We start from the raw sequence: 22,652 nt of genomic DNA, 5'->3' as shown, positions 1-22,652 counted from the left end.
TTTAAAATAGACATCGGCTTAAGCCGCCGTGAACGTCATGGCGACGCCATTCATGCAATAGCGCAGGCCGGTAGGCGCAGGGCCGTCGTCAAATACGTGGCCCTGGTGGCCACCGCAACGGCGGCAATGGATTTCCTTGCGCACCACGCCATAGGAGGTGTCGACGTGGCTGGCGACCGCGTTGTCCAGCGGCTGCCAGAAGCTTGGCCAGCCGGTGTGGCTGTCAAACTTGGTGCTCGAGGAGAACAGCGGCAATGCGCAGCCGGCACAGGCAAAGGTGCCGGCACGGTGTTCATCATTGAGTGTGCTGCTGTAAGGGCGTTCGGTGCCCTCCTCACGCAGCACGTCGAATTGCTCGGCCGTCAGCAAACTGCGCCACTGGGCTTGGGTGTGGTTGACCTCAAAGGTCTCGGCCGCTTCGGCTTCGCTGATCATGTTGAGCTGTTTCAGCAGGCCACCGGCCAGGACGGCGACGCCCAGGCCACCACCGGCCAGCAGCATTTGTCGACGTGAGTACATACGATTCTCCTCAACCCATAAGCATTCATGGCGGGTGTGCAACTGTGGCGAGCGAGCTTGTTGTGGCGAGCGGGCTTGCCCCGCGTTGGAGTGCGCAGCGCTCCCGCTTTTTTGGGGCCGCTACGCAACCCAACGCGGGGCAAGCCCGCTCGCCACATAACACCCATCCGCAGCAACAATGTCGCCATCCTGAGCCTTGGACGGTCGCGAAATCCTCACGCAGAGTTAAACAATTCGTGATAACTACACTCTGGCAAAAGCCGCACAATGCGCGGACTACAAGCGAAGGTTTTCTGTTATGGATCAGCCCAAACGTGTCCTGGTGGTCGAGGACGATGCCCATATTGCCGACTTGATCTGCCTGCACCTGCGCGACGAGCAGTTCGAGGTGGTGCACAGCGCCGACGGCACCGAAGGCCTGGGCCTGCTCGAGCAAGGTGGCTGGGATGCACTGATCCTCGACCTGATGCTGCCCGGCGTCGATGGCCTGGAAATCTGCCGCCGGGCCCGCGCCATGGCGCGCTACACGCCGATCATCATCACCAGCGCACGCTCCAGCGAACTGCACCGCATCCTCGGACTGGAGTTGGGCGCCGACGACTACTTGGCCAAGCCGTTCTCGATGCCGGAGCTGGTGGCACGGGTCAAGGCCCTGTTGCGCCGGGTCGACGCCATGGCGCGCAACCTGAAGATGGACGCCGGCAGCCTTGAGCTGGGCGCGTTGTTCATCAACCCGCTGACCCGTGACGCCACCCTGCAAGGCCAGCGCCTGGACCTCACGCCGCGCGAATTCGACCTGCTGTACTTCTTTGCCCGCCAGCCCGGCAAAGTCTTCTCACGCATGGACCTGCTCAACGCGGTGTGGGGCTACAGCCACGAAGGCTACGAGCACACCGTGAACACCCATATCAACCGGCTGCGCGCCAAGGTCGAGGTCGACCCGGCCAACCCGGCGCGCATCCTCACGGTGTGGGGCCGTGGCTACAAATTCGCCGAGAGCGCGCCATGAAGCTGACCCTGACCCAACGCTTGTCGGTGGTGTTCGCCGTGTTGCTGGTGATCTGCAGCGGCACCTCGGCCTGGCTGCAAGTGCGCTCCAACCACATGCATGAACTGGAAGTGGTGCAAGGTCTGTCCCGCGACCTGGCGGCGCACATTGCCCGCGACACCCAACTGATGGACGCCGACGGCCTCAAGCCGGATGCCGTGCGCAACCTGTTCAGCCAACTGATGCTGGTTAACCCGAGTGTCGAGGTGTACCTACTCGATATCGACGGCCGTGTGGTCGGTAACGCAGCCCCCAGCGGGCATTTGCTGCGTGACCATGTGGATCTTGCGCCGGTTCGGCGCTTTCTCAGCGGCGCCATGCTGCCGATCCTAGGCGATGACCCGCGCAGCGTCGACGGGCGCAAAGTGTTCAGCGCTGCGCCGCTCAAGGCCAACGGCCAGCAAACCGGCTTTCTGTATGTGGTGCTGCTGGGCGAAGCCCATGATGTGTACGACGCCAAGGACGCCACCGGCATGGCCTTGAAGATCGCCCTGTGGTCCATCGGCCTGGTTGCCCTGCTCTGCCTGATGGCTGGCCTGATCGCTTTTGCCTGGATCACCCGACCACTGCGTCAACTGACCGACAAGGTCGGCCGGTTCGACATTAACGGCGCGCCGAAAGCCGCCGAAACGCCGGTTCCCGAACTCGACAGCGGCGATGAAATCGCGGTGCTCGATCACGCCTTCGTGCAGATGCAAAACCGTCTGGGCGAGCAATGGCGCGCCATTACCCATCAAGATCAGGAACGCCGCGAGATGGTCGCGAATATTTCCCACGACCTGCGCACACCCCTGGCGTCCTTGCATGGCTACCTGGAAACCCTGTCCCTCAAGGACGCGAGCCTGAGCCCCGAAGACCGTCGGCGCTACCTCGGCATCGCCCTGGACCAGAGCCGCAAAGTCGGCGGGCTGGCCCAGTCACTGCTGGAGCTGGTGCGCCTGGAGCATGGTTTTGTGCAGCCCGTGATTGAGGGCTTTTCGCTGCCGGATCTGGTGCAGGACATCTTCCAGAAGTTCGAACTCACCGCGGAAGCCCGCGCCATTACCCTCACCGCCACGCTACCGCCCAAAGTGCCGACAGTGTTGGCCGACCTGGGTTTGATCGAGCGTGTGCTCACCAACCTGCTGGACAACGCGCTGCGCCATACGCCGGTGAATGGCGAGGTCGAGGTGATCCTGGCCCCCGAGGGCGGTGCCGTGGCGGTCACCGTCAGCGACAGCGGCCCGGGCATTGACGCCGAGCTGCGCGAAGGCTTGTTCCTGCGCGCGTTCACCATCGGCGGCGCACGCCGCGATGGCGGCCTGGGCCTGCGCATCGTGCACCGCATCCTGCAATTGCATGGGCGCAGCATCCAGTTGGTGGAACGGCCTGGGCACGGCGCAACCTTCAGGTTCTCCCTGGAAACCCGCGCATCAGCGCGTTGACTGGCTTTCCTGTGGGAGCTGGCTTGCCTGCAATAGCATCAACTCGGTGTACCTGACACACCGAGGTGTCTGCATCGCAGGCAAGCCAGCTCCCACATTTTTCACCGAGTTCGGCCTGAACTAATGTTCCAGCCGTTACATCCCTTCCACCGCCCACCAGCGCGGCAACAACTGCCGCACACGCGCCTCGCCAAAGCGGTCATCGATCAACATCACCACGCCCCGGTCCTGCTGGCTGCGGATCACTCGCCCTGCCGCCTGCACGACCTTTTGAATGCCGGGATACAAATAGGTGTAGTCATAACCCGCGCCGAAAATCGCGCCCATGCGCGCTTTCATCTGCTCGTTGACCGGGTTGAGCTGCGGCAAGCCCAGTGTGGCGATAAATGCGCCGATCAAGCGCGTGCCGGGCAAATCGATGCCTTCGCCAAACGCGCCGCCCAGCACGGCAAAGCCGATGCCTTGGCTGTGCTGGGTGAACTGGTCCAGAAACCCCTGGCGCTCGGCCTCGGCCATGCCGCGTGACTGCAACCACAGCGCAATCTGCGGATGCCGCTCGGCCATCAACTGCGCCACCTGTTGCAGGTAATCAAAACTTGAGAAAAACGCCAGGTAGTTGCCCGGCTGCCTGGCAAACTGCTCGGCAATCAACTCGACAATCGGCGCCAGGGAGGCTTGGCGATGCACAAAACGCGTGGAGATGGCATCAATAATACGCACCTGCAGTTGCTCGGCCTGGAACGGCGACTCCACATCGATCCACGCGGTATCCCCAGGCAAGCCGAGCAAGTCGGCGTAATAGTGGCGTGGGCTTAAGGTCGCGGAGAACAGCACACTGCTGCGGGCGGCGGTCAGCCTGGGGCGGATGAATTCGGCGGGCACCACGTTACGCAGGCACAGCGTCGAGGCGCTGTGCTTGCCGAACTGGCGCTTGCTGATATCGAAGATGAAGTGTTCATTGAACAGCTCCGCCACCTTGGCAAACTGCAGCGCCTCGAAATAGAAGGCTTGCAGGTCGCCGCTGAGGGCTTCGGGGTGGTCGTTGAAATAATCGCCCATGGCGCTGCTGCACAGGCTCAGGGTCTGGAGCAATTTGTCGGGTTTACCGGCGTAAGCCTGGTACGGTGCGAGCTGGTCCTTGTGCAGGGCGTTCCATTCGCGATTCAGGCGCTGCAAAGGCTTTTTCAGAGGCTCCGGCGCGCTGTCGCGCAGGGTCTTGAGGCTGTACTGGTCGAGGCTGGCGCTGTACATCGAGCGGGCGCGCTCCACCAGGTTGTGGGCCTCGTCCACCAGCACGGCGGCGCGCCATTGGTTCAACTGGGCCAGGCCGAACAGCATGGCGCCGAAGTCGAAATAGTAGTTGTAGTCGGCGACCACCAGGTCGGCCCAGCGCGCCATTTCCTGGCTCAGGTAATACGGGCACACCTCATGGGCCAAGGCCACCTCGCGCAGGTTGCGCTGGTCCAGCAGGCGCACCTTGGACGCCGCCACGCGTGCCGCCAGCAAGCGATCATAAAAGCCCTTGGCCAACGGGCAGGAATCCCCGTGGCAGGCTTTGTCCAGGTGCTCGCAGGCCTTGTCGCGCGCCACCAGTTCAAGCACCCGCAACGGCAAGTCGGGGCTGCTGGTGTAGAGCACGTGCGCGGCGTCGAGGGCCAGCTTGCGGCCGGGGGTCTTGGCGGTGAGAAAAAACACCTTGTCCAGCTGCTGCGGCGCCAACGCCTTGAGCAGCGGAAAGATCGTGCCGACGGTCTTGCCAATCCCGGTGGGCGCCTGGGCCATCAGGCAGCGGCCGGTGCTGACGGCCTTGTACACCGACTCGGCCAATGCACGCTGGCCAGTGCGAAACGCGGCATGGGGAAACGCCAACGCCTGGGCGGCGTGGTTGCGCGCCTCGCGGTGCTGCATTTCCTGGTGGGCCCAGCCGAGGAACAGCGCACATTGCTGGTTGAAGAACTGCTCAAGGTCGGCCGCTTGAAAGCGCTGGTTCAGCAAGGTTTCGCCTTCGCCGACAATATCGAAGTACACCAGCGCCAGGTCGATCGCTTGCAGGCCAAGCTTGTGGCACATCAGCCAGCCGTACACCTTGACCTGCGCCCAATGCAATTGCCGATGGTTGGCGGGTTGGGCCTCGAGGTCGCCGCGATAGGTTTTGACTTCTTCCAGGCGATTGCTGTCGGGGTCGTAGCCGTCTGCCCTGCCCCGCACCTTGAGCTGCTGGTACTCGCCTTCCAGGGCCACTTCATTCTGGTAATGGGCGCTGCGCCGCGAGGCGACCGTACGATGGCCGATAATGCCTTCCTGGGCGCTGGGCGACGGCGTAAAGCGCAGGTCCAGGTCGCCGACCTTGGCCGTGAACTCGCACAGCGCGCGCACCGCAACGTTGTAGCTCAAGCGGTTTGCGCCCAGCGCACATAACAGACGGTGACGGGCATCTGGTACTCGCCGCAGAACTCCAGCCAGCGCAGTTGGTTGTCCTGCAGGCGGTCGCCGGGGCCCTTGACCTCGATCATGCGGTAGCTCTTTTGCGCCGGCCAGAACTGGATCAGGTCCGGCATGCCGGCGCGGTTGGCGCGTATATCCAGCAGCAGGCGTTCAAACCAGTAGCGCAGGTGGTCGGCGGGCAAGCACGTCAGGGCTTGCTCCAGCAGCTCTTCACTGAGCAGGTTCCAGAACACGAATGGCGACTGGATGCCCCATTTGTCCACGTAGCGCTGGCGGATAGTGGTTTTGTAACGCTCATCCGTGAGCTGTTCGAAGCAGGCGGCGAACAACGCTGCGCGACGTTGGTGAAAGTCCTCGCTGTGCAGGTCCACCGGCCCGCGCTGGAACGGGTGGAAAAACGACCCCGGCAGCGGCGCAAAAATCGCCTCCCAGCACAACAGCCCGAACAGCGAGTTGATCAACCCGTTTTCGACGTAATGCACCGGCGCATCGGGCTCACTCAGATGCGCCTGCACGCAGGATTCCACCGACATCAGCGGCGCCTGCACCAGTGCCAGGTCCAGGCGCGTGACCTCACGCGGCTTGACCTTGGGCAGCGCCGGCTCGCCGAGCTTGCGCCGCAGGCGTGGCAGCACGCGCAGCAGGTGTTGCTGTTCGGCAGCGCTTTGCGGTGCTTGTTGTGCCGCACACGCCAGGGCCATGGCTTGCGCGTAATCCTCCTGGCGTTCGAGCACGCGAATCAAGCGCGAGCGCGCACCGGGATAGGCGCAATCACGGTAGATCTGCGCCGCCAATTCCAGCTCGGCACTGCGCTCGCAATACTGGCCGATCTGGAACAGCAATTTAGCCCGGCGTTTTTCCAGCCAGGGGTTGTCGGTGGCCAGCAGCACGATCTGCGCCAGTACCTCGTCCAGCGCCTGCCCGGCTTCGAAGGCTTGCTGGCATTGGTGCAGGAACAGAAAACCGTGCACATCGTCACGGCTACGCAGGCCACGGGATTCGGCGCAGAACTCGACTTTTTCGTAGGTGTAGATACCCAGGTCCGCCAGCACAAACTCTGACCAGTCCTGGTGCAGGTTGCCGAAGAACATCAGCCGCAGGCGGTCGCACAGGTCCATCACGGTGAGGCTGTAGAGCGTGTCGTTCAGTTCGGGGCACCACTGGGCAAAGCTGCGTGACTCAGTGAACTGCGCCGCCAGCCCTTCCAGCCAGTCGGCCTTCTTGCCTTTGGGTTGGTCAATCCATGGCGCGAAGGCGGCGAGGATTTCGCTTTTTTGCAGCAGCGCGAACAGCTCTTCAACACTCAACGGGCTCAGGTTTTCGACCCAGCCCTGCTGCACCAGTGCCAGCGCGGCCGTGTGGGTGCAGCCGATTTCCAGGTAATTGAGCTTGCTCCCGCGAAAATGCACACCTTTGCGCATCACCATGCGCACCAATAACGCCTGGGACGGCTGCGGCAACCTGTCAAATTGCTGAATAAACTGCATTTCGTCCGGGTCGAGCAAATCGGCATAGCGCTGCCCCAGCCACAGCAGTACTTGGCGGAAGTTATGCAGGTAATACAGGGGATCGTCGAGGGGGTTGGCCATGTCGCGCACTGATCAAATACTGGTTATGCATACAGAGTGCCGCCAGTGGCGGGCTGTTGCAATCAGTAATAGATAAATGGCCCACGCAACTTTTTGTATAAAAGTGATCAGATAGGACAGTTGATGACGTAACATTTGTGGCTCGAGGCCTTAGGCCCGGGACTTTTCAGCAGGACTTTTCAGGGTTAAAGGTAAGGGTAATGAACATGAAGAATTTGGGTCTGCCGCTGGTTGCACTCACTTTTCTGCTGATGGCCGGTTGCTCCACGCAAACCGTAGTGACATTGCAAAATGGCACGCAGTATTTGACCAAGGACACCCCCAAGACCAAGACAGCCGATGGGTTCTATGAATTCACCGACATCGCCGGCAAGCACATCCGCATCAAGGCTGATGACGTTGCCACGGTACGCAGCGAAAAGTGAAAGCAATCGCCTGAACATAAAAAGCCCCGCAATGCGGGGCTTTTTCTTGCCTGCTTGATTTGATCGTTCCCACGCTCCGCGTGGGAATGCAGCCCAGGACGCTCCGCGTCCCAAAGCGTGACGCAGAGCGTCACAAGAGGCATTCCCACGCAGAGCGTGGGAACGATCAGTTAGCGGTAGTACGGGTGGTAATAAGGGTGATAGTAGGGATGGTAATAGTACGAGTGGTAGTACGGCCGGTAGCAGCATGGGCCGGGATAGGCCGGGTACACCGCACACCCGCCCAGGCCCAGCAATACCAGGGCGCACAGCAGCAATCGAAGTCGGGACATGCTCGGTTCCTCACATGACGCGCGAAACAGCTCGCGACGAGTGATTAAACGTGTGAGGCCCGCCCAACCCGTCGCAGCGCTGCGCCGTTGATCGATGAAGATTTATTTACCGAAGGATTTTCACCAACCTGGCGTTTAACCGATAAGCCGCCTTCATCTTCGAAGGCGGTAGAACGGAGAAAGACGGCCATGGCACTCATGTCCCGGACGATACGCGCGCTGTTACTCATCCCCCTGAGCCTGGCGGCCCTGGCCAGTGCACCGACGTTTGCCGACACCCTTATCATCCGTCAGCCGCCGCGGGTCATCGTAGTCGCTCCCCCGCCGCCGCCGGTTTATTACGGGCACTGGGGTTACGCCCCTCGGCCTTACTACTATCCACATCATGTTTACAGCTACGGCTACGGCTACCCCCACCGGCCGTACTACGGTGGCGGCTGGCGGGGGCACAATTGGCATTGATCAGCCGATGCTGACGCCGTCCGCCCACAGGCCGCCGTGCCCGACGCCGACCAGGGTCACCGAGTCGGCGCCAAAGGTCAGCACCGTGTCAGCGCCGACCACTTTGGCATGATCACGCAGGTCGGTGCTGCCTTCCACGTTCTGGAACACCAGCTTGTCCGTGGTTTGGTAGCCGATCACCCGATCATTGCCAAAATGGCCGCTGAACAGGAAGGTGTTATGCCCACTGTTGTCGCGGATCGTGTCATTGCCTTTGCCGCCTTCGATAAAGTCTGCGCCCTTGCCGCCCTGAATCAGGTCATTGCCGTGGCTGCCGATGATGAAGGTGTTGCCCTTGTGGGGTTCGGCATTGCGGTTGAGGTCCTGCACCCAGGTGGTGGCCCGCGCCGGGTCGGACAGGTTGGCGACGATCACCGTGGAGTCGCGGGTCATCTGGTCGTAGAAGCCGGACTCGAGGATGCGCGTCATGCCGTCGCCATAGCCGGTGGGCAAATGCGAGACCCAGGTCGGCAGGTTGACGATCGAAAACGGCAGGATATTCCACAACGTCGAGGCGTAGTGGTCGTTGAAGCTGACGATATTGTCGGTGGTCGACTCGTGGGGTTTGTCGTGCACGCCCAGGGACGACAGGTTGAAGGATGAGCCGTCAAGCGCGCGGAACACCGGGTCGTTTTCGTAGCCGATGTTCAACACTTTATCGCCCGCGCTCTGGGTCGGTGAGGCATAGGCCACGTAGTTGGCGTCCTTGTAGAACCCCGACCATTTGTTGTTGCTTAAATCCGCCATGCTGTTGACCGCCAGGCCGCCCAGGCTGTGGCCGCTGACCACCACGTCCTTGCCGCTCAGGCCATGGGCGCCGGCATAGTCGGCGACATTTTTGAGCAAGCCGCCAAAGGCTTCGCCCGCGTAGTTCTTGGCATAATCCTTGGGGCCAAAGGCCGCCAGCAGGTCGCTGATCACGTCGCCGATGGAGTCGGTGATCAGGCTTTCCCGTGGCCCCGAGGTGCCTCGAAAGCCGATGCCGATTTCGAGCAGTTTGCCGGCGTCATCGTACTTGCCCAGCACCTCGACCTGGGCCGTGGTGTAGCCGGCCTTTTCGCCAAAGAAAGTGCCGCGCGCATCGACCTTGCCGCCATAGCCCAGGGCACTGGCGCTGATGGGCGTCCAGCCGGCTTTTTGCACCGCTGCAAGCGCGGCTTTTTCCGAGTCGGGGTTCCAGGGAATGCCGGGAATCACACCTTGTGAATCCGTGCTGCCCAGCAGCGCACCCACCAGCGTGGCCGGCAAGCCAAGCCCCAGGCCATTGTGCTGGTAACCCACGGCAAAGCCGTTATCCAGGTTGTGGTAGGAATACAGCGTGATCGCCATGGCATCGGCGAACAGCGTTTTGGAGCCCTCGGTGCCGAGGTTTTTATAGTCAAAGATACCCATGGTAGTGCCTCTCTGTTGTTGGATTTGTAGAGAAAGCGAAAACACGTGTGGCTATGGAGCAGCTCTATCTGATCTCCCGCGATCCAAATGTGGGAGCGGGCTTGCTCGCGAAAGCGGTGTATCAGTTAACAGATTCATTGGCTGAACCACCGCATTCGCGAGCAAGCCCGCTCCCACATAAACCCGGTACTCACTTTAAGAAGTGTCGTCCCCCTTTAGAACGCCCAGTCGAGGCTCAACCCCACCCCGTGGACCTTGTCCTTGCTGGCCAGCAGGCCGTTGTAGTCAAAGTTCACCCGCGCATCCTTGCTCACCGCCAGGCTGACCCGCGCACCCACCAACGCCGCATCACGCACCATCGGCGCACTTTCCACTGCGAACGCCGGGCCGCCCGAGGCAAACGCCAGGTGTCGCTCGGAATCGATGCTGCTCAGGTTGTGCTGCCAGCCCAGGGTGCCGGACACTTCCAGTTGCTGGTGATCATTCACATTGAAGGTCTTCAAGGCGCGCACGCCCAGGGTGCTCAGCACCACATCGCGCGTATCGTCGTGGCCTTTGAGCGCGGCGGCGTCACCCTTTTCGGTGAACCCATCAGTGTTCAGATGCACATAGGCCAGGTTGGCGAACGGCTCCAGGGCCAGCGGTTGCAGGTTGACGCGATAGGCCGCTTCACCGAACACCTGAGTGCTGCTCGCGTCGACTTTGACCTTCTGCTTGCCGGCCACATCGCCGTATTGCAGGTCACGCTTTACATCGCCGCGGTGCCAGCTGTAGGTCGCCCCACCGCTCAGGCGCAGGGCACCGATCTCATGCCCGGCATAGGCACCGAAGTGGTAGCTGTCGACCGAGGCACGGGAGTGGGTGTCGTTGCCCATGTTCAACGAGGTGTCGCTGTAGCCGGCGACCAAACCGATACGCGTCGACTCATCCAACACGCCATCCACACCGGCGAGCATGCCGCCCAGCGACGTGGTGTAGCCCGCGGTGTCGCTGCGGCTGTCGGTCTTGCCCCATGCGCCCAAGGCCTTGACCCACACGTTGCCACGGCTGTCGAGGGTGTCGCTGCTGGCGCCCATCTCGCCATGGCGCAGGCGTTCGCCCACGGCTTCGCGCACGTAACGGCTGTCGTTGATCAATGCACTTTGCAGCGCCGGGTAGATTTCACCGGAGAGCTGCTGGAACGCGCCCTGGGCCGAGGCCGCATTCGGCGCCAGCAACAGGCTTTCATACACCGCATTGCCGGCGCCCAACTGGTCCGCCGCCGCCGCGACCGCCCGCTGGTTCGGCGTGACCGCCACACTGGCGAAGCTGTTGGTGCGCGCCACGTCCAGCTGCACGCCGTTGGCGGCATAGTTGAGGGTGCCGCCGATAAACAGGTAGTTCGGCAGCACTGCGCCGAAGCTGCCGGTCACCCCGCCTGCGGCTTGCAGAATGTTGTACTGGCGGCCGATCAGGCTTTGTGCCTGGGCGTTAGTCAACAGTGTCGGGCTGTTTTCCAGCGCCAGGGTCACGGTGCCGCCATTGAGCGTGGCGGTGCCGCCGGCAACGATGCGGTCGCTGCTGGTGGGCGACAGCTCCACCGCGTAGGTCGAACCCGCATCAAAGGTCACGTTGCCCGCCACATTCAAGGTGCCGATGGAGTTACCCGGCGCCACGGTGCCGCCGCTTTTGGCGGTCAACGAGCCGATACGGCCCGAGCCTCCGAGCACACCGGTCTGGCTTACGGTAACGTCGGAAGTGACCGAACCATTAATCGCCAGCAATCCCTGGTTGACCAGGGTCGGCCCGCTGTAGGTGTTGGTGCCGCTCAGCACCAGCGTGCCGATGCCTTGCTTGGTCAGGCCGCCATGGCCGGAAATGGCATTGCTCCACACATCCAGGCCGCAATGCACGTCGGTGCACAGACGCTGAGTCGGTTTACCGGCATCCACCACCGCACCGATGCCTGGCAGGTCGGCGACAAACTGGCTGCTGCCATAGGCGCCGTCGATACGGAACTCGGCAGGAATATCCTCGGCCGTGACGAACATCCCTGGCCCGTTGACGGCTTTGCCCAGGTTGATCATGCCCCAGCCATACAGCGCGTCGATGCCCGGTGCGCCAAGGTCGGTGGCGGTGGTTTTAAGCACCGTGGCGACCTGCTCGCCGCTCATGTAGGGGAAGCGCTCCATCAGCACCGCCGCTGCGCCGGCCACATGGGGCGCCGCCATGGAGGTGCCGTTTTTGTTGGCCCAGTCGCTGGTCAGGTTGCTCAGGTCGGTGCCGTTGATGATCGAACTGAAGATCTTGGTGCCGGGCGCCGACACACAGAAGCTTGCCGCATAACCACAGCGCGACGAGAAGGTGCTGATCACATACGGGTTGGCACTCGCGGTGTCCGGGTTTTGCTGCAAGGCCGCTACCGACAGCCAGTTCGGCGCGATCTCCGGCACGAAGTACGCCAGGCCCGACATCGCATCCGGGTTGTTACGGTTGTAGTCGTTACCGGCAGCAAAGATGGTCAGCACGCCGCTGCGGGCGGCATCGATTGCGCCTTGGTAGGCACCGCCGGCGATGGTGCCGAGGATCGGCCGGATATTGTTGAACTGCGCCTGGGCTTCATTGACCGTGAAGTTGGGGAACGCCGGATCGCGGCCGCCCTTGGCGTATTGATCGCCAATGCCGATGCCCCAGCTGTTGTTGATGATGCGTGCGCCGCTGGCCACCAGCCCATCCCAGCCGGCCTTGTACACCGCGCCGTCGTTACCGAGGATAATCCCGTCTTCCGGGCCCGGGTCGCCGTTTTCGGCGCTGAGGATTTGCGCATTGAACGCCACGCCGTGCATCGGCCCGCCGTCACGGTTACCGGCGGCAATCCCGCCGACGTGGGTGCCGTGGTTACCCAGCTTGCCGTTGGAGTCCTTGGACGGCGTGCCGTCATAGCGGAACGCATCGCCGGCCTTTACCGGAATATACGGGTCGGTGTATTGGCGGATGCCTTCGGTGACAATCGTCACCACCTTGTTGGGGCTGGCGAACTCCGGGTGCTGCGCATACACCGGCTGGTCAAAGATGCCCAGTTTGACGCCTTTGCCGGTGTAGCCGGCGGCATACGCGGTGTCCGAGTGGATGGCGCCCAGGCCCCAGTCAGCCTTGAACTCGTTGCTGCGCCAACTGGCGGCGTCGCCCAGTTTGCCGGTTTCCACATAGGGTGCGGCCTGGGCGGTCCCCAGACTTGCCAGGCAGCACAGCAACGCGCCGTATGGCACGCAGCTCAAAGCCTTGAGCGGGTAGCCCGGGCCTGTGTGAGTGGCGATCATTAACCCTGGTTTGCGTTTGTTCACGGTGACCTTCCTTAGTTTTCTTATTGCACTTTTTTGGAAATCCAACCCGATCGTTCCCACGCTCCGCGTGGGAATGCAGCCCAGGACGCTCTGCGTCCAAAGCGTGACGCAGAGCGTCACACGAGGCATGCCCACGCGGAGCGTGGGAACGATCATCGCTGCGGTGTTTTTAGAACTGCCAGTTGAGGCTCAGGCCCACGCCTTGGGTTTTCGCGCTCCCACCCAATTGGCCGTTGTAATCCAGGTTGACCCGCGTGGCCTTGCTCAGCGCCAGGCTGGCCTGCACACCAACCAGCGCGGCATCACGCAGCAAGGGCGAACTGCGCACGGCAAACGACGGCCCGCCGGCGACAAACGCCAAGTGTTCTTCGGATTCCACCGCCGTCAGGCTGTGCTGCCACCCAAGCGAGCCGGACAGCTCCAGCTGCTGATGGTCGTTCAGAGCCAGGGTTTTCAAGGCCCGCACGCCGAGGGTGCTGAGCACCGCATCGCGCCGATCGCTGCCACGCTCCAGCGCCGCCGCAGCGCCTTTTTCATGAAAGGAATCGCTGTCCAGGTGCACATAGGCCAGGTTGGCGAACGGCTCCAGCGCCAGCGGTTGCAGGTGAATACGGTAGGCAGCTTCAGTGAACAACTGCGCCGTGCGGGCATCCAGCTTGGTCTTTTGCTTGCCGCTGACTGCGCCGTATTGCAGGTCACGCTTTACGTCGCCGCGGTGCCAGCTGTAGGCGCCGCCCACGCTGACGCGCCAGTCACCCAGTTCACGCCCGGCATACGCGCCGAAGTGGTAACTGTCGATGGACGCCGATGAATGCGTGCCGCTGCCCATATTCAACGAGCTGTCGCTGTAGCCAGCCACCACACCTACGCGGGTCTGCTCGTCCAGAGCGCCGTCCACACCGGCGAGCAAACCGCCAATCGAGGTGTTCGAGCCAGCCGTTTCGCTGCGGCTGTCGGTCTTGCCCCAGGCGCCAAGGGCCTTGAGCCACAGGTTGCTTTCGCCGTTCACCGGCACATGGCGCAGGCGTTCGCCCACGGCATCGCGCAGTTGCAGGCTGTTGTTGATCAGCATCGCGCCAATCGCCGGGTAGATCTCACCTGACAGTTGCTGCAAGCCCTGGCGGGCCGTGGCCACCGAGTCCGACTGCAACAGGCTTTCATACACCGGGTTGCCGGCGCCCAGTTGCTCGGCTGCCGCCGCGACATTGCGCTGGTTGCGCGTGGCGGCAACGCTGGCGAACGCAGCGTTGTTGCGCCCCACGTCCAACTGCACGCCGTTGGCGGCGTAATCGAGGGTACCGCCGAGGAACAGGTAATTGGGCAACACCTGGCCAAACTGGCCCTGAATGCCGCCCGCCGCCTGCAGGATGCTGTACTGGCGGCCGATCAGGCTTTGCACTTGGCTCTGGCTGAGCAGTGTCGGGCTGTTTTCCAGCGCCAGTGTCACGGTGCCGCCGCCCAGCACGGCTTTGCCGCCTGCGACGATGCGGTCGCTGCTGGTGGGCGTCAGTTCCACCGCATAGGTGGAGCCCGCGCCCAGGTTCACATCACCGGCCACCTGCAAGGTGCCCACGGAATTGCCCGGTGCCACGGTGCCGCCGCTGTTGACGCTCAAGGCGCCGATGCGCCCGGAACCGCCGAGGGTGCCGCTGTTGTTGACCGTCACCGCCGAGGTCAGCGAACCGTTGACCGCCAGCAGGCCGCCATTGACGCTGGTTGCACCGCGATACGTGCTGTCGCCGCTGAGCACCAGGCTGCCGGCGCCGGATTTGATCAGGCTGCCCTCGTACACGCGGTTGGCGGCTGCCTGATCACGGGCAGTGCCAACGGCGTAATCGGTCTGGTCCTGCTGGCTGGCATTCGCGCCCACGCCGTTCTGCCAGCCCTTGTCGATCAGGGTTTGCTGCCACGCGCTGTGCTCGGCGCGGTCTTCGGCCTGGCGCTGGACCAGGGCCTGATCCGAGATGCCGTTGCTCCACACATCGCCCTGCCCGGCCGCGAGGTTGACGTTCATGCTGCCAAGCAATTGCCCGGGCCCGTGCATGGCCCGGCCGAGGTCCGGCACGCCCCAGCCCACAGTGGTGTTGGGCGCCTGGGTGATCGAACCGTCGAGCTGCGTGGCGGTGGTCAACAGCACCTGCAACGCCTGCTCATTGGTCATGTACGGGTAGCGCTCCATCACCAGCGCCAGCGCGCCGGTGGCATGGGGTGCCGACATCGAGGTGCCGGATTTGACCCCATAACCGCCGTCGGGAATGGTGCTGTTGATCAGCGCGCCGGGCGTGGAGATGCACCAGTATTTGGCAATCCCGCACTTGTTGTATTTCTGGTTATTGGCCTTATCCAGGCCGGACACTGCCAGCCAATGGCCTTCCAGTTCCGGCTGGAAATACGGCAAGGCCGAGCGCACGCTGGCATTCGCATAACCGCTGTTGCCGGCGCTGAACACATTGATTACACCGGCTTTGGCCACGTCCGCTGCGGCATCCAGCCAGGTGCCCCGGTTGTAATGCTGGGCATAGGCCGCATGCAGGTCGCCGAGGGTCTGGTAGCTGACATCCTTGGGCTGGCTGCCCCAGCTGTTGTTGATGGCGCGCACGCCGGAATCCACCAGCGCGGTGTACACCGCCTTGAAATACTTGGGGTCCGGGGTCGGGCCAAACAGGAAGCTGTCGTTGGCGTTGGTATTGCCCACGTAAATTTGTGCGTTATACGCCACGCCGTGCATGCCCACGCCATCACGGGCCGCGCCCATGGTGCCGGTGACATGGGTGCCGTGGGAGTCGTTGTTGGGGTTGAGTGCGCCGGTGGTGCTGAACGCGCTGCCATCCACATACGTGCCGCTGGCGCTGACCGCGTGGTAGCGGTCTTTTGAAGCTTCGGGGTGGTTGGGGTCAAAGCCCGAGTCCAGCGCGCCGACTTTGACCCCGTTGCCGGTGATGCCGGCTGCGTAGGCTTCATCGGCCTTCATGCGCCCCAGGCCCCAGTCGCTCTGGAATTCGGCGGAGCGCCAACTCGCCGGGTTACCCGCTTGGCCGGTTTCGGTGTAGGCCGCCTGTGCCGCAACGGACAACAGGAGTAACGAGCCTGCGGTAAACGGTTTGAAACGTGGTGAATGGGTGATCATCTAACCCCTCCTTATTCTTCTTATGGATGCTCATTTCACCGGGCCGAAAGCCTCATCGACTTTCGCCAGGTCGGTGTCGCGCAAGTTGCCCGCGTAGTAGTGCAATTTGGTCCAGGCCATCAGGTAGTCGTAACGCGCCTGCGCCAGGTCGCGACGGGTGCTGTACAGCTGTTGCTCGGCGTTCAGCGCGTCGAGGTTGACTCGTTCGCCGCCGAGGATGCTTTGCTTGGTCGACACCACCAGCGCCTCGGCCGAGGTCAGCGCCTTTTGGTACGCGCGCAATTTGCTCACGCCCGACAGGCACGCACTGAACTGGCGGCGCAGTTCGATCAGGGTTTCACGGGTCTTGCCTTCCAGCTCGTACTCGGCCTGTTCCATGCCACGGCTGGCCTGACGGGTGGAGGCAGAGATGCCACCACCGGCATACAACGGCAGGCTGACTTCAACGCCGATGGTGTTGGTGTCGTAGCGCTGGTTGTAAGTGTTGCCGCTGTCGGACTCCTGTTTGCGCGAGCTGGCATACGCGGTGATCTTGGGCAAATGCCCGGCGCGGTTGCGCTCCACTTCATAACGCGCGACTTCCACGGCTTGGCGTTGCGACGCCAGCGTGGGGTTATTGCTCAGCGCCAGTTCATGCCAGGTGTCGTAGTTGGCCGGGGTCAGGGTGAAGGCGGCAAAGCTCTGGTTCAGCGGCGCCAGGTCGTGGATGTCGACGCTTTGCACGCCGATCAACGCCCCCAGCTCGCGCAACGACGCGTCCTGCTCATCCAGCGCCTGGATCTCTTCGGCGGTGGCCAGCTCATAGCGCGACTCGGCTTCGAGAATGTCGGTGCGTGTGCCTTCGCCCTGCTGGAACAGGTGCTGGTTCTGCTGGAACTGCTGCTCGTAGGCCTTTTTCTTGGCGCGCGCGATGTCGATCTGGTCCTGGGCAAACAGCGCCTGGGTGTAATAGCTCAGCACCCGCACCAGCAACGCCTGGCTCTTGTCGCGAAAGCTTTCATCGGCAAACAGCGCCTGGGCCACGCCCTTGCGGTAGTTGGCGTAGGCTTCGTAGTCGAACAACGGCTGTTGCAGGCTGAAGGTCGAGCCATAGCTGTTGTAGTTGCGGTCGTCGCGGTAACTGCCGCCGCGCCCGTCCGGCAGGTGCGCTTCGGAATTGTTGCGGCCCTTGTTGTAGTTGTACGACAGGCGCGGCAACAGCCCGGCGCGGCCGATGGTGCGGTTTTCCAGGCCGGCGTCACGCTCCTTGATGGCGCCGAGAAACACCGGATCGTTACGCAATGCCTGCTCGTACACATCAAACGGGCCCATGGCGGCGTGGGCACTGGTGCAGCTCAACAATAAGGTGATGAACACAACGCGCATGCTCATTCCTCAGTCAACGCAGAACCGGCGCGATCGAGCAGCGGCTTGAACAGGTAATTGAGCAGCGAACGTTCGCCGGTGCGTACAAACATCTCGGCGGGCATGCCCGGCTTGATCACCAGGCCGTGGAGTTTTTCCAATGCCGCCTCGCTGACCGTGGTGCGCAGCACGTAGTAAGGCTGGCCGGTCTTTTCATCGAGCATCTGGTCGGCCGAGATCAGGCTGACTTCGCCCGGCACGCGCGGGGTGCGGCTTTGGTTGAACGCAGTGAAGAGGATATCGACCGGCAGGTGGGTGCCTACTTTATCGACCAGATTCACCGGCAGGCGCCCTTCCACTTCCAGGCGTGTGCCCTGGGGCACGATCTCCAGCAGGGTTTCACCGGCGCGCACCACGGCGCCCTCGGTGTGCACACTGAGGTTGACCGCAATGCCATCGGCCGGCGCATTGATTTCGCTGTGCTGCAAATCAAAACCCGCCGAGGTCAGCTGCTGCTCCAGGGTCAGGCTGCGCAGTTGCGCGTCGGCCAACTGGCTGCGCACTTCTTTCTGATATTCCTCGCTGTGCTGCTGCAACTTGAGGCGCGATTCGAGAATGCCCTGCTCCACTCGGCCACTTTCGCCGCTGTTTTGGGCCAGGTCCTGCTGCACCTGGGACAGTTGGCGCTGGTAGTCCAGCAAGCGGTTGCGCGGGATATAACCGTTGTCGGCCAGGGGTTGCAGGTTGGCCAATTGATCACGCAGCGATTGCGCCTGGGCGGACAGGTCGGTGCGCGCGCGGCGCATGCCACTCAGTTGCGAGGTGGCGCCATCGATATTGGCGCGGATTCCGGCCTGCTCGCGGGCAAAGGCTTCGCGGCGGCTGCTGAACAATTGGCGCTGGCCCTCCAGCACCAACGCCAAAGCCGGATCGGGGTTGGCGCTCAGCTCAGCAGGAAAGGTAATCGCGGCCTGGTTGTCACGCTCGCTCTGCCAGCGCGCGACGCTGGCCCAGGCCATGCGGTACTGGGCTTGCAGCGATTGCACGTCGGCCTGGTTCTGGGTCTGGTCGAGGCGAAACAGCGGCTGGCCCTGTTTGACCAGTTCGCCCTCCTTGACCAGGATGCGGCTGACCACGCCGGGGCTGAAGGTTTGCACGGCCTTGCGCTTGCCCGAGACCACCACCGTGCCTTGCACCGGGATACCCTGGTCCAAGGGCGCGAGGCTGGCCCAGAGGAAAAACCCGCCGGCGCCGACAACCGTCAGCAACCAGCCCATCTTCACGAAAAAACCGGCATCACGCTCTTTAAAACGGGGCTCAACTGTAAGGCTGCTCATGCGCCTGGATTCCTTCCGGTCTGGTACTGACGGCTAAGGCTCACACCGGCCTTTTCCCGTGGCGCTTCCTGCTGTTGCTGGCCCGACAACGCGCGCAGCACTTCCTGGCTGGGGCCGAAGGCCTGCAATTGGCCTTCGCTGAGCACCAGCAACTTGTCGGCCTGGGCCAACGCCGAGGAGCGGTGGGTGACCAGCACCACGCTGCTGCCCTGGGCTTTCATCTGCACGATGGCGCTGGCCAAGGCGGCCTCGCCCACGGTGTCGAGGTTGGAGTTGGGTTCATCCAGCACGATCAAACGTGGCGCGCCGTACAGCGCACGCGCCAGGGCCACCCGCTGCTTCTGGCCACCGGAGAGGCCGCCACCGTTGTCGCCCAGCACGGTGTCGTAGCCTTGGGGCAGACGCAGGATCAACTCATGCACACCGGCCTGTTGCGCGGCTTTCACCACCCGCTCCGGGTCGGCGTCACAAAAGCGCGCAATGTTGTCGGCGATGCTGCCGCTGAACAACTCGATGTCCTGGGGCAGGTAGCCGATATGCGGGCCGAGGTCGTCGCGGTTCCAGCGATGGATATCCGCACCGTCCAGGCGCACGGTGCCGGCCAGGGTAGGCCACACGCCAACCAGCACGCGGGCCAGGGTCGATTTGCCCGAGCCCGAGGCGCCGAGCACGCCCAGCACTTCACCGGCGCCGAGGCTGAAACTGACCTGCTGCAACGTCGCCACACGCCGCCCGGGCGGGCCAGCGCTGACCTGCTCAAAACTCACTTGGCCCTTGGGCGCCGGCAAGGTCATGGGCTCGGCTTCGGGTGGAAACTCGCGCAGCAGGTCATCAAGGCGCTGGTAAGCCAGCTTGGCCGAGCTCCACTGCTTCCACACCGCAATCAATTGGTCGATGGGGCTGAGCACACGGCCCATCAGAATGGACCCGGCGATCATCATCCCGGCCGTCATCTCGCCCTTGATCACCAGGAAGGCGCCCAGGCCCAGCACCAGGGATTGCAGGCACAGACGCAGGGATTTACTCAGCGAGGTCATCACCGAACCGGTGTCGCTGGCCTTGTTCTGAAACCCGAGGAACTGCGAATGCACCGCGAACCAGCGCTTGCGCAACGCGCCGAGCATGCCCATGGCCTGGATGGTCTCGGCGTTGTGCAGGTGGCTGGTGGCCAGTTGGGTCGACTGCTGGGAAAAAGCCCCCGCCTCGCCCAGGGGCTTTTTGGTCAGGTATTCATTCAGGCACGCCAGCGCGATCAGCAGCACAGCGCCTGCCGTGGCCAACACGCCCAGCCACACGTTGAAGAGGAAAATCACAAACAGGTAGATGGGAAACCATGGCGCATCAAAGAACGCGAACAGCGCCGGCCCGGTGATGAATTGGCGGATCACGGTCAAATCGCCCAGCGACTGCCCGGCGTGCCCCTGGCCGCGTTGCAGGTTGCGTTCAAATGCGGCTTTGTACACACGCAAGTTGAAGCGCCGTTCCAACTGGCTGCCGATGCGAATCACGACAAAACTGCGCAACACTTCCAGGGTGCCGATAAAGACAAAGAAGCCCACGACCATCAGCGTCAACATCACCAGGGTGGTTTCATTCTGGGAGGACAACACACGGTCATACACTTGCAGCATGTAAATCGACGGCACCAGCATCAACAGGTTAATCAAGGCGGTAAAGCAACCGATGCTGATCAAAATGCTCTTGTATTCACCCAGCGCCCTGAATAAAGGCGCAACCACGTGGGACTTCGCCATAGTATCTGTTCTTCCCCAAAGCAAATGACGCGCAATAGTTGCCCCAGCCCTGAAGTGGGGTGGCCAACTATTAATCTCTAGTTATAAGCTTATAACGCTTTAATTAAGGTGTTCGTTGCAGCACAACTTCCGCTATTGAAGCTGTATGCCCTTTGTATTCACCGTCGTTTTCGCGGTTCAGATGAATAATCCCGCTGCCCTCGGTGTTAAACAGCCAGATACCGTCCGGGGTCGGCGACCAGGTCATCGGTTTATCCCCCAGCCAACGTTCGGCGCAGGCGACATCACCGGCCAGGGCATTGGGCTGGTCCAACAGATCGAGTGCGCACACCTGATCCTGCTGCTTCAACTCCCAATGGCCGGCCAGTTGCGCGGTGGTGGGTAAAACAAGACTGCTCGCCATGACGTGGGCTCCTGCCGAAACGAACAACACCTGTGAAGCACAGGCGATCAAATGAGAAAAACGCGGCATCTGCTGCTCCATCCTGAGCGCGCGGCGCCGGGGCGCCGCGCGCTTTACATCAAGCTACGATGTCGCTGGCGACTGCCTGGCCGACGGTGGTGACGAGGAAATCCGCCACGCCGTGCCCGGAGAAGTCCACCGCCAAGGTGCCCAGATTGGTACCCGAGGCATAGCTCAGTACAGCATCGCCGGCATGCCCGGTGAATGCATTGACGTAGCTCAAGCCTGCACCTTTGGTGATGCCGGACAGGTCGATCTTGTCCGAACCGGAGGTGAAGTCAAAGATCTTGTCCGCCGCACCCGGCTTGGAGTCGGAACTGGCACCGTACACGAAGGTGTCATTGCCGGCGCCGCCCCACAGTTGGTCCGCACCGCCACCGCCGTAGATGATGTCGTTGCCGGCACCGCCCTTGATCACGTTGACGGCGTTGTTGCCGATGATCAGGTCATTGCCCGAACCGCCGAACGCGTTCTCGATGGTGACGCCCTTGGCGATGGACACGTTGCCTACCAGGCCGCCAACGTCGGAGAACGAGGCCTCATTGAGGTTGATCTTCTGGTTTTGGGTGAAACCGGAGAAGTCCAGGGTGTCGTTGCCGCCACCGTCCCATACCGAGAACACCAGCTTGTCGGCATTGGAGGTGGCGCTGAGGAAGTCACGCCCGGTGTTGGAGTTGAAACCGTAGGTGGTGTCGCCGGCGCGGGTGGCGTAGTTAGCGCCGTAGAGCTTCTGGATCGCGGCAATGTCGTCGATCAGCGGGCCGGACGAATAGGCTTCGACCCCGCCTTTACTGAAGTTCTGGTTGGTGTTGCTCTCACTCCAGTAACTCATGACGCTGTAGCCACGCGTGTCCTGTCCATAGTCCGCGTCTTTGTAGGAAGGGTTGCCGGTCCCGGCGTTGTAGTCGCCAGGGTGATCCAGGCCCAGGGTGTGGCCGATCTCGTGGGTCAGGGTCTGCCGGCCATAGTTATTCAGGTCCGGCGTCTTGTTCGGCGTGTAGCTGTTGTTGGTCAGGTACCAGGAGGTACCGTCCAGCCCGCTCTCGTTGTACTTGGCATTGGTGCCAGGCAGGTAAGCGAAGGCCGCTGCGCCGTCCTGGCCGCTGCTGTAGTTGCCGAAGGTCATGTGGAAGTCACCGCCCGAGGCTTTCTCGGTGAAGGTGACCTTGGCCACATCCGCCCAGGATTGCATGGCAAGTACGGCCTGTGCTTTCTGCTGGGTGTTGAACTGGCTGAACCCGGAGATGCCATGTTTGTTCATGGTGGCCGAGGAAGCCGAGGTCAGGAAGGTGTAGGTGAGATCGATCTTGCCGTTGCCATCAATGTCCCGATACGCAGCGTTCTCGCGCAGCAGGTGGTCGGCGGCCTGGTCCACGGTGAACGAGGGCTTGCCGTTGACCGTGAGGTTACCGCCACGGTCATAAAGATGGCTGAAGCTATCGATTTGCGAGTAAGCAGTGCTGGCTTGCGCGGCAGATACAATAGCTTTGTCTTTTACTTTTGACATAAACGTACTTCCTTGTTTGCAAGTGCATCAGTCTTTGTTCGATAGGAACCTCGCGGGCGAGGATCGTCCTATCACTCGCCTCTTTTGAAGGCGTATCGAAACTGACACAACTTGAAATCTTT

At 62.3% G+C, this 22,652-nt stretch carries 16 protein-coding genes; 4 read left to right on the top strand and 12 right to left on the bottom strand.

Annotated elements, in window-relative coordinates; translation table 11 throughout:
* Positions 1 to 18: 18 nt before the first annotated feature.
* The gene (msrB, locus tag ASE80_RS17125) at positions 19 to 519 is read right to left on the bottom strand and encodes a peptide-methionine (R)-S-oxide reductase MsrB (protein ID WP_056859976.1); all 501 of its coding nucleotides are present in this window, start codon (positions 517 to 519) and stop codon (positions 19 to 21) included.
* Between the two features lie 298 nt (positions 520 to 817).
* Between msrB and ASE80_RS17120 the strand changes: the two genes are divergently transcribed.
* The gene (locus tag ASE80_RS17120; protein ID WP_056859975.1) at positions 818 to 1,528 is read left to right on the top strand and encodes a response regulator transcription factor; all 711 of its coding nucleotides are present in this window, start codon (positions 818 to 820) and stop codon (positions 1,526 to 1,528) included.
* Positions 1,525 to 2,991 (top strand): sensor histidine kinase, encoded by a 1,467-nt coding sequence (locus ASE80_RS17115; RefSeq protein WP_056859974.1) that lies wholly within the window; start codon positions 1,525 to 1,527, stop codon positions 2,989 to 2,991. Before ASE80_RS17120 ends, ASE80_RS17115 begins: the two co-directional genes overlap by 4 nt.
* A gap of 135 nt (positions 2,992 to 3,126) precedes the next feature.
* On the opposite strand, the gene ASE80_RS17110 is transcribed toward ASE80_RS17115, so the two are convergent.
* The gene (locus ASE80_RS17110) at positions 3,127 to 5,385 is read right to left on the bottom strand and encodes an ATP-dependent DNA helicase (RefSeq protein ID WP_056859973.1); all 2,259 of its coding nucleotides are present in this window, start codon (positions 5,383 to 5,385) and stop codon (positions 3,127 to 3,129) included.
* The gene (locus ASE80_RS17105) at positions 5,382 to 7,025 is read right to left on the bottom strand and encodes a VRR-NUC domain-containing protein (RefSeq protein WP_056859972.1); all 1,644 of its coding nucleotides are present in this window, start codon (positions 7,023 to 7,025) and stop codon (positions 5,382 to 5,384) included. The genes ASE80_RS17110 and ASE80_RS17105 overlap by 4 nt, the downstream gene beginning before the upstream one ends.
* Before the next feature lie 200 nt (positions 7,026 to 7,225).
* Between ASE80_RS17105 and ASE80_RS17100 the strand changes: the two genes are divergently transcribed.
* A complete protein-coding gene (locus tag ASE80_RS17100; RefSeq protein WP_017135598.1) occupies positions 7,226 to 7,450 on the top strand; it encodes a YgdI/YgdR family lipoprotein in 225 nt (74 codons plus the stop codon).
* Between the two features lie 170 nt (positions 7,451 to 7,620).
* Here the strand turns inward: ASE80_RS17100 and ASE80_RS31130 are convergent, their stop codons facing one another.
* Positions 7,621 to 7,782: a hypothetical protein gene (locus tag ASE80_RS31130; RefSeq protein WP_164488402.1), complete on the bottom strand. Its 162-nt coding sequence runs from the start codon at positions 7,780 to 7,782 to the stop codon at positions 7,621 to 7,623.
* 198 nt (positions 7,783 to 7,980) lie between these two features.
* Here ASE80_RS31130 and ASE80_RS17095 point away from each other — a divergent pair, with 198 nt between their 5' ends.
* Positions 7,981 to 8,244, top strand: a complete 264-nt coding sequence (locus ASE80_RS17095; RefSeq protein ID WP_236708844.1) for a hypothetical protein — start codon at positions 7,981 to 7,983, stop codon at positions 8,242 to 8,244.
* On the opposite strand, the gene ASE80_RS17090 is transcribed toward ASE80_RS17095, so the two are convergent.
* The 8 genes from ASE80_RS17090 to ASE80_RS17055 form a co-directional block, all read right to left on the bottom strand.
* The gene (locus tag ASE80_RS17090; protein ID WP_056859970.1) at positions 8,245 to 9,675 is read right to left on the bottom strand and encodes a polyurethane esterase; all 1,431 of its coding nucleotides are present in this window, start codon (positions 9,673 to 9,675) and stop codon (positions 8,245 to 8,247) included.
* Between the two features lie 215 nt (positions 9,676 to 9,890).
* Positions 9,891 to 12,998 carry an autotransporter outer membrane beta-barrel domain-containing protein gene (locus tag ASE80_RS17085; protein ID WP_056859969.1) on the bottom strand — a complete coding sequence of 1,036 codons (3,108 nt, stop codon included), beginning with the start codon at positions 12,996 to 12,998 and terminating at the stop codon, positions 9,891 to 9,893.
* 169 nt (positions 12,999 to 13,167) lie between these two features.
* Positions 13,168 to 16,125, bottom strand: a complete 2,958-nt coding sequence (gene eprS, locus ASE80_RS17080) for an autotransporter serine peptidase EprS (RefSeq protein WP_056859968.1) — start codon at positions 16,123 to 16,125, stop codon at positions 13,168 to 13,170.
* Between the two features lie 30 nt (positions 16,126 to 16,155).
* The gene (locus tag ASE80_RS17075; RefSeq protein WP_056859967.1) at positions 16,156 to 17,490 is read right to left on the bottom strand and encodes a TolC family outer membrane protein; all 1,335 of its coding nucleotides are present in this window, start codon (positions 17,488 to 17,490) and stop codon (positions 16,156 to 16,158) included.
* A gap of 2 nt (positions 17,491 to 17,492) precedes the next feature.
* A complete protein-coding gene (locus tag ASE80_RS17070; protein ID WP_056859966.1) occupies positions 17,493 to 18,806 on the bottom strand; it encodes an HlyD family type I secretion periplasmic adaptor subunit in 1,314 nt (437 codons plus the stop codon).
* The gene (locus tag ASE80_RS17065) at positions 18,803 to 20,560 is read right to left on the bottom strand and encodes a type I secretion system permease/ATPase (protein WP_056859965.1); all 1,758 of its coding nucleotides are present in this window, start codon (positions 20,558 to 20,560) and stop codon (positions 18,803 to 18,805) included. The genes ASE80_RS17070 and ASE80_RS17065 overlap by 4 nt, the downstream gene beginning before the upstream one ends.
* Before the next feature lie 103 nt (positions 20,561 to 20,663).
* Entirely contained in the window at positions 20,664 to 21,032 is a 369-nt protein-coding gene (locus tag ASE80_RS17060; RefSeq protein WP_056859964.1) for an AprI/Inh family metalloprotease inhibitor, read from the bottom strand.
* A 49-nt stretch (positions 21,033 to 21,081) separates the two neighbouring features.
* Positions 21,082 to 22,530, bottom strand: a complete 1,449-nt coding sequence (locus tag ASE80_RS17055; protein WP_056859963.1) for a serralysin family metalloprotease — start codon at positions 22,528 to 22,530, stop codon at positions 21,082 to 21,084.
* Positions 22,531 to 22,652 lie beyond the last annotated feature (122 nt).

It is taken from the genome of Pseudomonas sp. Leaf15 (assembly GCF_001421425.1).
In the GTDB taxonomy this organism is placed as follows: Bacteria; Pseudomonadota; Gammaproteobacteria; order Pseudomonadales; family Pseudomonadaceae; genus Aquipseudomonas; species Aquipseudomonas salomonii.
This window is presented reverse-complemented; position numbering and strand designations above follow the sequence as displayed.

Excerpts from the sequence above, each read along its gene's own strand:
- ASE80_RS17065 (WP_056859965.1), bottom strand. The coding sequence starts at position 20,560 with ATGGCGAAGTCCCACGTGGTTGCGCCTTTATTCAGGGCGCTGGGTGAA.
- ASE80_RS17120 (WP_056859975.1), top strand. The coding sequence starts at position 818 with ATGGATCAGCCCAAACGTGTCCTGGTGGTCGAGGACGATGCCCATATT.
- ASE80_RS17105 (WP_056859972.1), bottom strand. The coding sequence starts at position 7,025 with ATGGCCAACCCCCTCGACGATCCCCTGTATTACCTGCATAACTTCCGC.
- ASE80_RS17090 (WP_056859970.1), bottom strand. The coding sequence starts at position 9,675 with ATGGGTATCTTTGACTATAAAAACCTCGGCACCGAGGGCTCCAAAACG.
- ASE80_RS17095 (WP_236708844.1), top strand. The coding sequence starts at position 7,981 with ATGTCCCGGACGATACGCGCGCTGTTACTCATCCCCCTGAGCCTGGCG.
- ASE80_RS17075 (WP_056859967.1), bottom strand. The coding sequence starts at position 17,490 with ATGCGCGTTGTGTTCATCACCTTATTGTTGAGCTGCACCAGTGCCCAC.
- ASE80_RS31130 (WP_164488402.1), bottom strand. The coding sequence starts at position 7,782 with ATGTCCCGACTTCGATTGCTGCTGTGCGCCCTGGTATTGCTGGGCCTG.
- ASE80_RS17115 (WP_056859974.1), top strand. The coding sequence starts at position 1,525 with ATGAAGCTGACCCTGACCCAACGCTTGTCGGTGGTGTTCGCCGTGTTG.
- msrB (WP_056859976.1), bottom strand. The coding sequence starts at position 519 with ATGTACTCACGTCGACAAATGCTGCTGGCCGGTGGTGGCCTGGGCGTC.
- ASE80_RS17055 (WP_056859963.1), bottom strand. The coding sequence starts at position 22,530 with ATGTCAAAAGTAAAAGACAAAGCTATTGTATCTGCCGCGCAAGCCAGC.
- eprS (WP_056859968.1), bottom strand. The coding sequence starts at position 16,125 with ATGATCACCCATTCACCACGTTTCAAACCGTTTACCGCAGGCTCGTTA.
- ASE80_RS17070 (WP_056859966.1), bottom strand. The coding sequence starts at position 18,806 with ATGAGCAGCCTTACAGTTGAGCCCCGTTTTAAAGAGCGTGATGCCGGT.
- ASE80_RS17100 (WP_017135598.1), top strand. The coding sequence starts at position 7,226 with ATGAACATGAAGAATTTGGGTCTGCCGCTGGTTGCACTCACTTTTCTG.
- ASE80_RS17060 (WP_056859964.1), bottom strand. The coding sequence starts at position 21,032 with ATGCCGCGTTTTTCTCATTTGATCGCCTGTGCTTCACAGGTGTTGTTC.